General features: G+C 38.0%; 17 protein-coding genes. 16 read left to right on the plus strand and 1 reads right to left on the minus strand.

Annotated elements, in window-relative coordinates; genetic code table 11:
* The first annotated feature begins 12 nt into the window (after window positions 1–12).
* The 16 genes from HX13_RS02185 to HX13_RS02255 all read left to right on the plus strand — a co-directional run bounded on the left by HX13_RS02185 (window position 13) and on the right by HX13_RS02255 (window position 12,518).
* Complete coding sequence (locus HX13_RS02185) at window positions 13–1,008, plus strand: BtrH N-terminal domain-containing protein (RefSeq protein ID WP_050019735.1); 996 nt, start codon at window positions 13–15, stop codon at window positions 1,006–1,008.
* Between the two features lies 1 nt (window position 1,009).
* Window positions 1,010–1,768: an ABC transporter ATP-binding protein gene (locus HX13_RS02190; RefSeq protein ID WP_050019736.1), complete on the plus strand. Its 759-nt coding sequence runs from the start codon at window positions 1,010–1,012 to the stop codon at window positions 1,766–1,768.
* Window positions 1,755–3,038 (plus strand): ABC transporter permease, encoded by a 1,284-nt coding sequence (locus HX13_RS02195; protein WP_050019737.1) that lies wholly within the window; start codon window positions 1,755–1,757, stop codon window positions 3,036–3,038. The genes HX13_RS02190 and HX13_RS02195 overlap by 14 nt, the downstream gene beginning before the upstream one ends.
* Window positions 3,014–3,442, plus strand: coding sequence for an acyl-CoA thioesterase (locus HX13_RS21805; protein ID WP_053327458.1), 429 nt, complete (start codon window positions 3,014–3,016; stop codon window positions 3,440–3,442). Before HX13_RS02195 ends, HX13_RS21805 begins: the two co-directional genes overlap by 25 nt.
* A complete protein-coding gene (locus HX13_RS02200) occupies window positions 3,439–4,572 on the plus strand; it encodes a beta-ketoacyl synthase N-terminal-like domain-containing protein (protein WP_050019738.1) in 1,134 nt (377 codons plus the stop codon). The genes HX13_RS21805 and HX13_RS02200 overlap by 4 nt, the downstream gene beginning before the upstream one ends.
* Window positions 4,573–4,578: 6 nt before the next feature.
* Window positions 4,579–5,118, plus strand: coding sequence for a 3-oxoacyl-ACP synthase (locus HX13_RS02205; protein ID WP_128572161.1), 540 nt, complete (start codon window positions 4,579–4,581; stop codon window positions 5,116–5,118).
* A gap of 94 nt (window positions 5,119–5,212) precedes the next feature.
* A complete protein-coding gene (locus HX13_RS02210) occupies window positions 5,213–5,470 on the plus strand; it encodes a phosphopantetheine-binding protein (RefSeq protein ID WP_050019739.1) in 258 nt (85 codons plus the stop codon).
* Window positions 5,471–5,567: 97 nt separating this feature from the next.
* Window positions 5,568–6,767, plus strand: coding sequence for a beta-ketoacyl-[acyl-carrier-protein] synthase family protein (locus HX13_RS02215; protein WP_050019740.1), 1,200 nt, complete (start codon window positions 5,568–5,570; stop codon window positions 6,765–6,767).
* Window positions 6,764–7,825 (plus strand): beta-ketoacyl synthase N-terminal-like domain-containing protein, encoded by a 1,062-nt coding sequence (locus HX13_RS02220; RefSeq protein ID WP_050019741.1) that lies wholly within the window; start codon window positions 6,764–6,766, stop codon window positions 7,823–7,825. Before HX13_RS02215 ends, HX13_RS02220 begins: the two co-directional genes overlap by 4 nt.
* Before the next feature lie 68 nt (window positions 7,826–7,893).
* The gene (locus HX13_RS02225; RefSeq protein ID WP_050019742.1) at window positions 7,894–8,646 is read left to right on the plus strand and encodes a polysaccharide deacetylase family protein; all 753 of its coding nucleotides are present in this window, start codon (window positions 7,894–7,896) and stop codon (window positions 8,644–8,646) included.
* Window positions 8,643–9,269 carry a LolA family protein gene (locus HX13_RS02230; RefSeq protein WP_050019743.1) on the plus strand — a complete coding sequence of 209 codons (627 nt, stop codon included), beginning with the start codon at window positions 8,643–8,645 and terminating at the stop codon, window positions 9,267–9,269. Before HX13_RS02225 ends, HX13_RS02230 begins: the two co-directional genes overlap by 4 nt.
* Window positions 9,235–9,834: a hypothetical protein gene (locus HX13_RS02235; protein ID WP_238554968.1), complete on the plus strand. Its 600-nt coding sequence runs from the start codon at window positions 9,235–9,237 to the stop codon at window positions 9,832–9,834. The genes HX13_RS02230 and HX13_RS02235 overlap by 35 nt, the downstream gene beginning before the upstream one ends.
* A 49-nt stretch (window positions 9,835–9,883) precedes the next feature.
* Window positions 9,884–10,477: an outer membrane beta-barrel protein gene (locus HX13_RS02240; RefSeq protein WP_050019744.1), complete on the plus strand. Its 594-nt coding sequence runs from the start codon at window positions 9,884–9,886 to the stop codon at window positions 10,475–10,477.
* Window positions 10,478–10,488: 11 nt separating this feature from the next.
* Entirely contained in the window at window positions 10,489–10,860 is a 372-nt protein-coding gene (locus HX13_RS02245; RefSeq protein WP_082129150.1) for a 3-hydroxyacyl-ACP dehydratase, read from the plus strand.
* 4 nt (window positions 10,861–10,864) lie between these two features.
* Window positions 10,865–11,341 (plus strand): hypothetical protein, encoded by a 477-nt coding sequence (locus HX13_RS02250; RefSeq protein ID WP_050019745.1) that lies wholly within the window; start codon window positions 10,865–10,867, stop codon window positions 11,339–11,341.
* Between the two features lie 4 nt (window positions 11,342–11,345).
* Window positions 11,346–12,518 (plus strand): DUF2062 domain-containing protein, encoded by a 1,173-nt coding sequence (locus tag HX13_RS02255; protein ID WP_050019746.1) that lies wholly within the window; start codon window positions 11,346–11,348, stop codon window positions 12,516–12,518.
* 53 nt (window positions 12,519–12,571) lie between these two features.
* On the opposite strand, the gene HX13_RS02260 is transcribed toward HX13_RS02255, so the two are convergent.
* Window positions 12,572–13,825: a DUF3887 domain-containing protein gene (locus tag HX13_RS02260; protein WP_238554969.1), complete on the minus strand. Its 1,254-nt coding sequence runs from the start codon at window positions 13,823–13,825 to the stop codon at window positions 12,572–12,574.
* Window position 13,826 lies beyond the last annotated feature (1 nt).

The following is a 13,826-nucleotide window of genomic DNA, read 5'->3' on the forward strand; positions in this document are numbered from 1 at the left end:
TAAAAGCTGCAAATGAAACTAAACTTTGAACACCATCAGACTGCACATTGCGAAAACGGTGTTGCTTCCAATTTACTGCTCAATAAAGGACTTAAGCTAAGCGAACCTATGATTTTCGGAATCGGTTCCGGATTGTTTTTCGTCTACCTGCCTTTTTTAAAGGTAAACTTTGCCCCGGGTTTCAGTTATCGTCCGATGCCGGGTGCCATTTTTAGCAAAGCAGCTAAGAGATTAGGAATTAAAATAAAAAGAGAAAAATTTTCAAATCCTAAAGATGCCCAAAAGGCTCTTGAAAGAAATCTGGAACAAAATATACCTACAGGGCTTCAGGTAGGAGTTTTTAACCTTACTTACTTTCCTGAAGAATATAAATTTCACTTCAATGCCCATAATCTTGTTGTTTATGGTAAAGAAGACGGAAGATTCCTGATCAGCGATCCTGTAATGGATTATGTAACTTCTCTTTCCGAAGCAGAACTGGAAAAGGTAAGATATGCAAAAGGAGCACTTCCTCCAAAAGGACATATGTATTATCCTATTTATGTACCTGAAAATATCCATCTTGAGGAAGCCATCAAAAAAGGAATTAAAGACACCTGCAAAAATATGCTTGCTCCGGTGCCTCTCATCGGAGTAAAAGCAATGAGATGGGTGGCGAAAAGCATTCCAAAATGGGCAGAAAAGAAAGGAACCAAAGTGACCAATCATTACCTTGGTCAGCTAATCAGAATGCAGGAGGAAATTGGTACCGGCGGAGGAGGTTTCCGTTTTATTTACGGGGCTTTTCTACAGGAAGCTGCTGTCATTCTTAAAAATGATGAGTTGAAAGAATTATCAAAAGAAATCACTTCCATCGGTGACCTTTGGAGAGACTTTGCGGTAGACATTGCCAGAGTGTATAAAAACAGAAACTCAAAGAGCAATATTTATCATGAATTGTCCAGGACAATGCTGCATATTGCAGATCTGGAAGAAGCTTTTTACAAAAAACTGAGAAAGGCGATCTGATATGACGGAGAAAATGATTGAGATCAAAAATCTATATAAAAAATACAAAAATTCCGATGAATTTTCTGTCAATGATATCTCTTTGGAGATAGGCAAAAATGAGATTTATGGAATTCTTGGTCCTAACGGGGCCGGTAAAACCACACTGATTTCCATGCTTTCAGGACTGATTAAACCTACCTCGGGGCAATTCACGATCAATGGTTTATCCCCGCATAAAGACCATTTCAAAATAAGACAGATCATTGGGATTGTACCACAGGAATACGCATTGTATCCTACCCTTACCGCGAAAGAAAACCTGATGTTTTTCGGAAGCCTGTATGGTTTAAAGCATAAACAGCTTACCCGTGCTATCGATGAATCCCTTGAGATTATGGGGCTTTCAAAATTTGCTGATAAACAGGTAGGACAATTCTCAGGAGGGATGAAACGCCGCTGTAACCTGATCGCCGGCACCCTTCATAACCCGAAGGTGTTATTTCTGGATGAGCCTACTGTAGGAGTAGATGTTCAGTCTAAGAAAGTAATCATTGATTTCCTTCAGGGTCTGAATAAAAAAGGGACATGCATTATTTATACTTCCCATCACCTTTCTGAAGCAGAAGAATTCTGTACTAAAATCGCCATTATAGACAGAGGTAAAATTCATGCTGTAGGAAGCCCTGAAGAACTTGTTTCTCAGATTGCCCACGCAGAAAACCTTGAAGATGTTTTCATTTCATTAACCGGAAAAGAATTAAGAGATGTTGTTGTATAAATTGTGGAGAAGTTTTATGAAGGAAGTCCTTCTGCTGAAAAGAGATATCGGTGGGATTGTCATTATTTTCGTAATGCCGTTGCTCCTTATCATCACCATTACTCTTATTCAGGATTCTACTTTCAAAAACCTTGAAGGATCAAAAATTCCGATTATTTTCATTGATCATGATAAATCTGAGGTTTCAAAAAATATAAAAAGTGAGCTGGAAAACAGTAAAACGTTTCAATTGTTAACCGGTTTTAATGAAAAGTCAGCTCAGGAAGCCGTTTTTTCGGGAGATTACCAGATGGCGATTGTCATCCCTGAAAACCTGACAAAGGATTTAAACTCCAATATTGAATCCAAGGTTCAGACTATTGTAAGCTCATTCGGCCTGGAAAGTGATTCCGTGAAAACTAAAACAGAAGCTCCGAAAGCCAGAGATATACATTTGTACTTTGACCCTGCTACCAACGCCGGATTCAAAAACTCAGTGATGAACTCCGTCAACAAGATGGTTTTTGAAATCGAAAATAAAAAAATTTATAAGGCTTTTCAGGATCAGTTGGGGACATCCGAGAAACTCGATCAGAACAAAAACCTGATCAGTTTTAAAGAAATCACTCCCCAAAAAGGAGAAATGGATGTAATGCCGAATTCCGTTCAGCACAATGTTCCGGCATGGACGCTTTTTGCCATCTTTTTTATTGTGGTTCCTTTGTCTATCAATCTGGTAAAAGAGAAAAGCCAGGGTACCAGTGTAAGAGCCAGGATAAGCCCTACTCCTTATTTCGTTCATATTTTAGGAAAGACATTTACATACCTTATTATCTGCATCATCCAGTTTTTGCTGATGGTTGCAGTCGGAATTTACCTTTTCCCCTACATGGATCTTCCGGCGTTTGATGTTTCGGGCAAGATGTTTCAGCTTATTATAGTAACTTTATTTGCCGGATTGGCTGCTATCGGGTTTGGGGTCTTATTAGGAACAATTGCCGATACCCAGGAACAGTCTGCACCTTTCGGGGCCACTTCAGTAGTAGTATTGGCGGCTATCGGCGGAATCTGGGTCCCGGTATTCCTGATGCCCGAATTTATGCAGACTATTGCCAGTTTCTCCCCTATGAACTGGGGACTGAATGCTTATTATGATATTATTTTAAGAAACAGCGGGATCGGGGGAATTGCCAAGGAATTGGCTTTCCTGCTTTTATTTTATATCGCCACAGTATCTGTTTCCATTTTTTACGAAAAAAAAACAAAATGCAATCTAAAGATAACATATTAACCTGTACTGAAGAAGTAAGAGTACGATTCAACGAGACAGACCCTCTTGGCATTGTATGGCATGGCCATTATATCGTTTATTTTGAAGATGGAAGGGAAGCATTTGGCAGAAAGCACGGTCTTACCTACCTTGATATTCAAAAAGCGGGATATGTTACTCCTATTGTTAAAAGTACCTGTGAACATTTTCTTCCTTTAAAATATGGCGAAACTTTTACCATTGTAACGACTTTTGTAAATTCGGTTGCTGCCAAGCTCATCTATCAATATGAACTGTTTAACCAACAAGGGCAGCTGGTCTGCAGCGGAGAAACCATTCAGGTGTTTTTAGATAGTGAAGGAAATCTATGCCTGTATAATCCTGACTTTTTTCAGGCTTGGAAAGATAAAACAGGATTATCATGAAGAAGGAAGTTTATATAACGGATTACAATTGTGTGACTCCCTTAGGCTTTGATGTGGAGGCCAATTGGAATGCATTGTTGGAAGGGAAATCAGGAATTGCCCTGCATCATATCATAGAAAATCAGGATCCTTTTTATGCTTCTGTGATCAATACTGAAGAACTGGAAAAAGAATTCAGCAAAAACTTTGGTCATCAGTCATTTACAAGATTGGAAAAAATGCTGCTTTTAAGCTTGCTGCCCCTGATCAAAAACCATCATATTACGGAAAAAACCGCTTTTATCCTCTCTACAACAAAAGGAAATATCAGCTTATTAAAAAACCGGACTGAACTGCCGGAAGGTGTATATCTCTCAAACCTTGCCCGCAAGATCACTGATTTTTTGGGAGTTAAGACAAAACCGATAGTGGTTTCAAATGCCTGCGTATCGGGAGTAATGGCTATTGCTGTTGCCAAAAATATGATTCAGACAGGAAGATATACCGATGCTTTTGTCATTGCAGCGGATGAGATTTCAGAATTTGTGATATCAGGATTTAATTCCTTCCAGGCTATCGGACCGGAACCTTGTAAACCTTATGATAAAAACAGGGCCGGGATCAATATAGGGGAAGCTGCGGCTGCTGTTTATATAACTTCAGAGCCTTCGGGAAATGAAAAATTACAATTTAAAGTATTGGGAGATTCTGCCGTAAATGATGCCAATCATATTTCAGGACCTTCCAGGACAGGAGACGGCTTATATGCCAGTATCAGAAATGCAATGACTGAGGCAAATATTCCTGCTGAACAGATTGATTTTATTTCTGCTCATGGAACAGCTACATTGTACAATGATGAAATGGAAGCCATTGCTTTCAACAGAATGGAATTGCAGCATGTCCCTCTCAACAGTATGAAAGGCTATTATGGCCATTGCCTGGGAGCATCCGGGCTGCTGGAAAGCATTATTTCTATCGAAAGCGCTCTTCATGCTACCCTGATTCCATCTAAAAACTTTAAAGAAACGGGAGTTTCCCAACCGCTGAATATTATTCGGGAAAATCAATCTGCTGACATTCGTTATATTCTGAAAACAGCTTCAGGTTTTGGAGGATGTAATGCAGCCATTATCTTGGAAAAATGTTAAAAGACGATGAAGACAATTGAAACCTGTACCATAGAACAGTCAAAAATAACGGTAAATGGACATCTTATTTTTGAAAGCGATAACGAAGCATTCCCGGATTTTGCAAAAAATGCATACAAAACCCTGGAACTCAATTATCCCAAATTTCATAAAATGGATAACCTGAGCAAACTGGCTTTTCTGGCTGCCGAAATGCTTTTAAAAGAAGAGGACCACAGCAGGACAGCCTTGGTTTTTGCCAATAAGTCCTCAAGCCTCGATACGGATTTTAAATATCAAAACAGTATCAATTCTCCGGAAAACTATTTTCCCAGTCCTGCCGTTTTTGTATACACTCTGCCTAATATATGTGTAGGAGAGATCAGCATCAAACACAAAATGCAGACAGAGAATGCTTTTTTTGTTTTGGATGAATTTGATGAAAATTTTTTAAATGATTATTCTGAGCAAATCCTTCACACCGGAAAGGCCGGGAAAGTATTATGTGGCTGGGTGGAATTGTATCAGGAAAATTATAAAGCTTTTGTATATTTGCTCACATTATAATCTGACAATGTACCATTTCACAATGTACCAGTACTACAGTAACAATGCCTGGTAAATTGGTACATTCATATATTGTTACATTAAAATAATATTTATGGAAAATTTAAAAACTGAACTAAAGCACAAAATTATTGATGTCCTTAACCTTGAAGACGTTTCTGTAGAAGAAATCAAAGATACAGATCCTTTATTCGGAGGCGGATTGGGACTTGATTCTATTGATGCCCTGGAACTAATCGTTCTTCTTGATAAAGATTATGGAATAAAATTAGCCGATCCTAAAAAAGGAAAGGAAATTTTTCAATCTATCGACACGATGGCTAAATTCATCGAAGACAACAGAACAAAATAAAATTAATATAACAGTGTACCAATTTAATAATGTACCAATGCTAAAGGAATAATCATTGTAAATAGTACATCGTTAAATTGGCACATTATATAATACCATGAGCCAGAAAATTGCCATAACAGGAATGGGTATCATCTCCTCCATAGGAAACAATGTGGAGGAAAATTTTATTTCACTACAGTCCGGAAAGCATGGAATTTCAGAGATCAACATGTTTGAAACCCGCCATAGAGGATCTATTAAAACAGGTGAAATAAAGTTATCCAATGAAGAACTTGTAGAAAAGCTTCAGCTTGATGAAGACAACAACGCTACAAGAACCTCTTTATTAGGAATGATTGCCGCAAAGGAAGCAGTAGAAAATGCCGGAATTCCGGATATCAACCAATACAGGACCGGCCTGATCTCTTCTACCAGTGTAGGAGGAATGGATGTTACCGAAAAATATTTCTACTCCTATGAAGACTTTCCTGAGAAGCAAAAATATATTGATGCTCATGATGCCGGTAATTCTTCTTTAGCCATTGCAGATTATCTGGGGTTAAAAGGAATGGTTTCTACGATCAGCACTGCCTGTTCATCAGCCGCCAATGCCATTATGATGGGAGCCAAACTGATTAAAAACGGCGTTTTAGATCGCGTTATCGTTGGCGGAACAGATTCCCTGTCCAAATTTACCCTGAACGGATTCAATACCCTGATGATTCTTACGGATTCCTATAACACTCCTTTTGACAATGACCGGAAAGGTTTAAATTTAGGAGAAGCCGCCGCTTTTTTAGTTATGGAATCTGAGGAAATTGTGACAAAGGAAAACAAGCCTGTTTTAGCCTATCTTTCCGGATATGGAAATGCCAATGATGCTCATCATCAGACGGCTTCTTCGGAGAATGGACAGGGCGCTTTTCTCGCGATGCAGCAGGCTTTGAAAATATCCGGTTTAGCCAGGGAAAAAATCGATTATATTAATGTTCATGGAACAGCTACTCCCAATAATGATTTGTCTGAAGGTATTGCCATGATCCGTATTTTCGGGGAAAACCAGGTACCGGAATTCAGCTCTACAAAGGCCTTTACGGGGCATACTCTGGCAGCAGCCGCCGGAATTGAAGCGGTGTTTTCAATTTTAGCTATGCAGCATAATCTCATTTTTCCCAATCTTAATTTCAAAACCAAAATGGAAGAATTTGATCTGGTTCCTGTTACTGAACTAAAGAAAAAAGATATCAGGCATGTACTTTCCAATTCATTCGGATTCGGAGGAAATTGTTCAACGTTAATATTCTCAAAACCATGAGTGCAGTATACATCAACAGTGCATCCTGTATCTCAGCCCAGGACACATTGAAGGAAAATATTTTCCAGAACCTGGTTCCTGAAAATACAGTACAGATTGTAAAAGCTATAGAACCCCAATACAAAGAATTCATTCCTGCTGCTATGATCAGGAGAATGTCTAAAACCGTAAAAATGAGTTCCGTAGCATCACATTACGCACTTCAGGAAGCAGGAATTTCACAGCCGGATGCCATTATTGTAGGAACCGGTATGGGCTGTTCCCAGGATTCTGAAAAGTTCCTGAAAAATGTAATTGACAATCATGAAGAGTTTTTAACACCTACATTTTTTATCCAGTCTACACATAATACCGTTGCCGGGCAGATTGCCCTGGCCTTGCAATGTCATGCTTATAACTTCACTTATGTAAATACTTCTTCTTCACTGGAATTTTCGTTACTGGATGCCCAACTCCAGATCAGTGACGGTGAGGCAGAAAATATTCTTGTAGGATCTACTGATGAGCAGACGGACAGAACCATGGAGCTTTATTGCTTACACAATACGATCAAAAAAGAAAGAGATTTACCCGCAGATTATCTGACTTCTACGACTAACGGTGTCATCTGGGGCGAAGGAGCAAGTTTCTTCGTGGTCGGAAAAAACAAGACCGAAAACACCTACGCAAAGCTCAGCAATATTGAAATTAAAAACAGGATAGAAATCAATGAAGTACAAGATTTTATCCAGGATTTTTTAACCAGAAACAATTTTCAGTCGCAGGATATCGATGCAGTTATTCTGGGGTTTAGCGGAGATGCAGCTTCTGATGGATATTATAATGAAGCCATGAAACTGTTTCCGGAATCATCTTTATTATATTATAAGCATCTTAGCGGAGAATTTAATACAGCGAGTGGCTTTTCTGTTTTTATGGCCTGTCATATTCTGAAGGAACAGAAGATCCCGGAGGTAATGATGATCAATTCTGAGAAAAAAGAAGAGGTAAAAAACATACTTCTTTACAATCATCTGGCTGGCTGTGATCATAGTCTGGTTTTGTTGGAAAGAGCATAACGGAACAAAAATAAAAAGGATGGTTAACAAATTTGCTTTTGCTATCAACCAATAAACGATACACAACAATGAAACATTACCCATTCGTTTTATTCTATCTTTTTTGCAACGTTTTTATTTATGCGTTTCAAGGAAGTTTTTGGGTATATCTGGCCTGTTTTCTTGCTTTTTCTGCTGTTATCATTTGGGGATCTTTCGATATAGGACTTGGCTATTTTGTCAACAGCATTACTCATAAACGCACAAAAATCAAAGAGGTGGCACTTACTTTTGATGATGGTCCCACTGAATTTACGCCTCAATTTCTGGATCTTTTGAGGGAGCACCGGGTAAAGGCAACCTTCTTTTGTATCGGAAAACAAATCGAAAAATATCCTGAAACCTTCCAGAGAATTATTGCTGACGGACATACAGTCGGAAATCATACTTTATCTCATTCTCATTCCACAGGCTTTTTATCTACAGCTAAAATGACGGAAGAAATAAAGCAATGTGATGAAGTAATACAGCGGTATGGCAATATAACTACTCCATTATACCGCCCTCCTTTCGGGGTTACCAATCCTAATATTGCCAAAGCCATTAAGAACACTCGTAAAAAAAGCATTGGCTGGAATGTGCGTTCTCTGGATACCATCATCAATGATGAACGGAAAATCTACAGAAAAGTCACCAGAAACCTGAAAAAAGGAAGTATCATCCTTCTTCATGATACTTCGGAAAAAACATATCGTGTCCTGGTAGATTTATTAGTATTTTTGGAGGATAAAAAGTATTCAACATTCACCGTTGATTCCATTACAAATTCAAAGAAAAAATGATTAAAAATATTGCTTTAGGAGCATTTTTATTGGTATCAGGGTTCTTTTTCGCCCAAAATACAGCAATGAGCGGAGCGGAAGCGAAGGCTTTCGTAACAAAAGTTTCTTCTGAAACAAAGGAAATCAAAACGCTGCAAAGTGACTTTACCCAAACGAAAAAAATGGATTTCCTGGATAAAAGTATTGTTACCCACGGGAAAATGTCATTACAAACTCCTAATATGTTGAGCTGGAGGTACACAAAACCTTATCAGTACAGTATTGTTTTTAAAAATAACAAAATTTTCATCAATGACCAGGGAAAAAAATCTTCAGTAGATGCCAAAAGCAAAACCTTTGAAAAGATCAATAAGCTTATCGTAGGAAGTTCAAACGGTACCATGTTCAATGACCCGGAGTTTACCGTAACTTACTTCAAAAGCGGAAATTACAATATTGCCAGGTTTATTCCGAAAACAAGCCAGCTCCTGAAATATATCAAACAGGTTGAGCTTTATTTTCCAAAAAACCAATCTACGGTTTCCCAGGTTAATATGACAGAAGCCTCCGGGGATACTACCAATATTGTTTTCAAAAACACCAAGATCAATGCTTCAATTCCTGCGTCAGAATTTAGTTTATAGCAGTCTTATTTTAGTATTAGCTACTTCCTGCAAAACATATACACTTGCTGATGTAAAGCCTGTTTCAACAGCTGAAAAAGTAGTGGAGAATCTGTATTTCTCTTCTAACGGGGATTATGTGTATAAATGCCAGATTGATATTTATAAAAATCATGTAAGCGGTATTCTGATCATCAAAAAACTGAATGAAACCACTCACCGGGTGGTATTGACATCAGACTTCGGAAATAAACTGATTGATTTTGAAATTGCAGATAATAACTTCAAACTCAATTACGTACTTCCAGACCTGGATAAAAAGATTGTTATCAACTTCCTTAAAAATGATTTCCGGCAACTTTTAAGAAGGCAATATCCTGTGAGTGAAAGCTTTGTGAATGACCATTCCAGAATCTATCTTTCCAGAATTGACAACAAAAGCTATTATTTATTCTTTAACAAGGACAACGGCCTGCTGAAACAGATCATCTACACCCGAAATAGCAGGGAAAAAATCGATTTTACTTTTGAGGCAAAAAAAACCTATCTTCGCGGACAGTTTAAACCTTCATCACAAGGATTTTAAGATTAATATAAAACTAGTTCAAATAACCGAAACTGAATAATCTATACACATGAAAAAATTATTCCTCCTTTTAATTCTACTGATCTCCGGACTGTCTTTTGCACAGGTAACTTTTAATCCCGGAATAAGATTGGGAGCTAATATTTCCCATTTTTCCAATGGACCGGCTTATGATTATTGGTATTATAATGACAACCAGGGTTACCATTATGGAAGTAATGTATTTGACATACAGTCAAAGGTCGATTTTTATATAGGCTTCCAGGCGAATATCCGATTTGCTAAATTCTATGCTCTTCAGCCTGAAATCTACTATACCCGCCAGGGAGCAAAATATGAAAGCCAAAATCCGGCAGTAGCTTCCAAAACGGTAACGGTTTCTTATGTGGGAGCAGCAGTAGTGAATAAATTTTATTTTAACCAGTTTAATATCCACTTTGGTCCGACTTTGGAACTCCTTAGTGACCACAAAAATATTCAGTCACCTTCTTCGGCAGATTTAGGAGTATTGCTGGGAGCAGGGTATGACATTACAAAAAATATTGGAATAGAAGCCAGAATTAAAAAAAGGCTTTGTACACATCACCAGCGAACATACGAATGTAACCTTCCAGGCAGGAGTTTATTATACGTTCAATCTTAAAAAATAAGATCATGCAAACCATTCTTACAGACTTTTACACTTTAGAATCTCACGAAAAAACAGACGATGGCATTTTTATTGCCCATATCCGGTTAAATAAGGATCATGATATTTTTAAAGGTCACTTTCCGGGAAATCCGGTAACTCCGGGAGTCTGTATGATGCAGATTGTGAAAGAACTCACTGAAGAATTTACAGGGGCAAAATTATTTTTAAAAACAGCTTCAAATGTTAAGTTTATGGCAATTATCAACCCGTTTGAAACCCCTGACCTGAAGCTCCAGCTTGATATTTCCGAAAACGGAGAAGATGTTAAAGTGAAGAATACCACTTCATTTGGCGAGACTATTGCATTAAAAATGTCAGTAAGCTATAAAAAATAATGTCATGAAACTTATCTTATCATTCGTAGCAGCTTTTCTTTTTTTCTTCCAGTCTGACCTTGAAACGCTAAGAAGCAGCTATGCTAAAGCCAACGATTCCAGTACCAACACGCAAAGCTTTATTGATGCAGCAGAAAAGCAGCCCGGTTCTGATCCTGTTACCCTGGGCTATAAAGCGGCTGCAAAAATCATGGAAGCGAAGGTTACCAAAGGAAACAGAAAAGCACTGGTAAAAACAGGAGCTACAAGCCTTGAAAGTATTATCAAAAGCAATCCGAATAATGCGGAACTGCGACTGATCAGACTGAGTGTTCAGGAAAATATTCCGAAAATAGTAGGATACAGGGGAAGCATGAAAGATGATAAGGCATTTCTTCTGAACAATTACAACAAACAGAATGCAGCGTTAAAAAACTATATCAAAAGGTTTGCGATGCAATCTAAAACCATTACAGAGGCGGAAAGAGCCACTTTAAAATAAAACCATGTCCTTTGCTGAAGTACAGAATGCAATTTCTGAAAAGAAGATCTGCATTGTAATCCCTACCTATAATAACGAAAAAACTCTGAAAAGAGTCATTGACGGTGTTTTAGACTATACCGAAAGTATTATTGTGGTTAACGACGGTTCTACCGATTCCACTCCGCATATTCTTTCACAATATCCTCAAATTACAGTTATTAGCCTTCCTGAAAACAAAGGTAAAGGAAACGGCTTAAAAACGGGCTTCAGAAAAGCAAAGGAATCAGGATATGATTATGCAATCACCATTGATTCAGACGGGCAGCATTATCCGGATGATATCCCTGTATTTGTAAAAGCCTTGACAGAGGAAAAAGAGGATGTCCTCTTGATAGGAAACAGAAATATGTCCCAGGATGGCATTCCTAAAAAAAGCAGCTTCGGAAACCGTTTTTCCAATTTCTGGTTCTGGTTTGAAACCGGAATCAGACTGGAAGATACCCAATCCGGCTACAGGCTTTACCCTCTCCGCAAAATCCCGAAGAAATTCTTTACACCTAAATTTGAATTTGAAATCGAAATTATTGTAAGGACAGCCTGGAGGCATGTTCCTGTAAAGAATGTTCCCATAAAAGTTTTGTATGATCCCGCAGAAAGGGTTTCCCATTTCAGGCCCTTCAAAGATTTCACAAGGATCAGTATTCTGAATACAATTCTGGTGACTATCACTTTATTTTATATTATTCCGAGAAATTTTGTGAATAATTTCAAAAAAAAAAGCTTTAAAAGATTCATAAAAGAAGATGTGCTGGAAAGTGACGGAAGCAACCGTACAAAGGCCTTTTCTATTGCATTGGGGGTCTTTATCGGGCTTTCTCCGTTTTGGGGTTTTCAAACACTGCTTGTCATCAGTCTATCCGTCCTTTTTAAATTGAATAAAGTCCTTGCATTTGTAGCTTCCAATATAAGTCTTCCTCCTTTCATTCCTTTCATCATTGCAGCTTCTTTATTCCTGGGCGGTCCTTTTGTAGAGGGTGAAAGTAATGTTCTCAGCCAAGACCTGAATTTTGACCTTATCAGGAATAACCTGCTTCAGTATGTGATTGGTAGTTTTATCCTGAGCACTACAGTATCATGTCTTACAGGCGTAGCCACTTTTTTGTTTCTGAACAAACTGACCCCGGAGAATAATTAATCTTTACAAAACATTTCCGTCAATCTTCGTTTACTTTTTCAACAATGGTAAGTCTACTTTACAATGAACTGAACCAGATCTTTTAAAAACTGCTCATCCACCTTACCTTTGATTTCATAATCCTTTGGGGAAGGTGTTCCGGAAGCCGGAATAAACAAGTGACTCAAATCAGGGTAAAATCTGAATACGACATTTTTATCATTTTTCAACTCGTTTTTCCAAAGGTTAAAGTCCTTTTCTGTTACCTGGTAATCTTTACCTCCTTGTGCAAAAAACATCGGGGCTTTTATTTTCTTAACCTCATCCAATTGATGATATTCTTTTAAATATTTCCAGTATGCGGCAGATTGCCCCATCGGAAGATCTGACGCCTGTGAATTTAAGTTGAATTGTGACGAATTTAAAAAGGCAACCTGCTTTTTTATATCCTGAACAGCTTCGGCGGAAACTTTAGTGGGATCAATGCGGTGGATGTACTCAAACTGTTCAACCAATAAGTCCTGTAAAGGTCTTGCATTTCCCGCCATGAAAATATATTTTGAAGCTTGTGCACGCGCTGCAATCTTTGGCATCATATAAGCTCCCTGACTATGCCCCAGCATGATAATCTGATATCCCTGGTAATCCTTGTTATTTTTGAAATAAAGAGCAGCATTTACGGCGTCATTTACTGTCTCCTGCTCTGCTGTAGACTGTTCATTAAAAGTCTCCGGATTGGAATACGTTCTTTTATCATATCTGTAAGAGGCAATTCCATTCGCAAAGAGGTATTCTGCAATATCTTTAAAGGGTTTGTTTTCTCCAACAGTTTCATCCCTGTCAGAAGCTCCGGATCCATGAACAAAAATCACCAGCTTCTTTTTATTATCGGAAGGAGGGATCAGCACTGTTCCATTCAACTCGATATCATCACTTTTTATTCTAAGAGTGGTTTTTTCATCTCTTTTTTCAAATGTTCTATGCGGAACTAAAAAGAATCCAAGCAGTTTATTATCATCTCCAAAAGTCAGTTGAACATCCAGTTTAGATTTTTCAAATTCAGAATAGTAATAATAAAGATTTCCTTCATTGTTGACTTCGAGAATATTCTTCAGGCTTCCTAGCTGAGTCTGAAGTTGTTCTGTAAGAGATTTAAGCTGATCCACCGGAATTTCATTGGCAACCGAAGAATCAAAAAACGAATGTGCTTTCTCAGCATTTTTGTCAACAAATAAAGTGTTGATAAAAGTTTTTCCAATCTCCTTTCTATCCTGGGAGAATGAGAATAATGATGATACAATTAAAAAGAAGGTTACTAGTTTTTTCATA

Source organism: Chryseobacterium sp. P1-3, assembly GCF_000738495.1.
GTDB lineage: Bacteria > Bacteroidota > Bacteroidia > Flavobacteriales > Weeksellaceae > Chryseobacterium > Chryseobacterium gallinarum.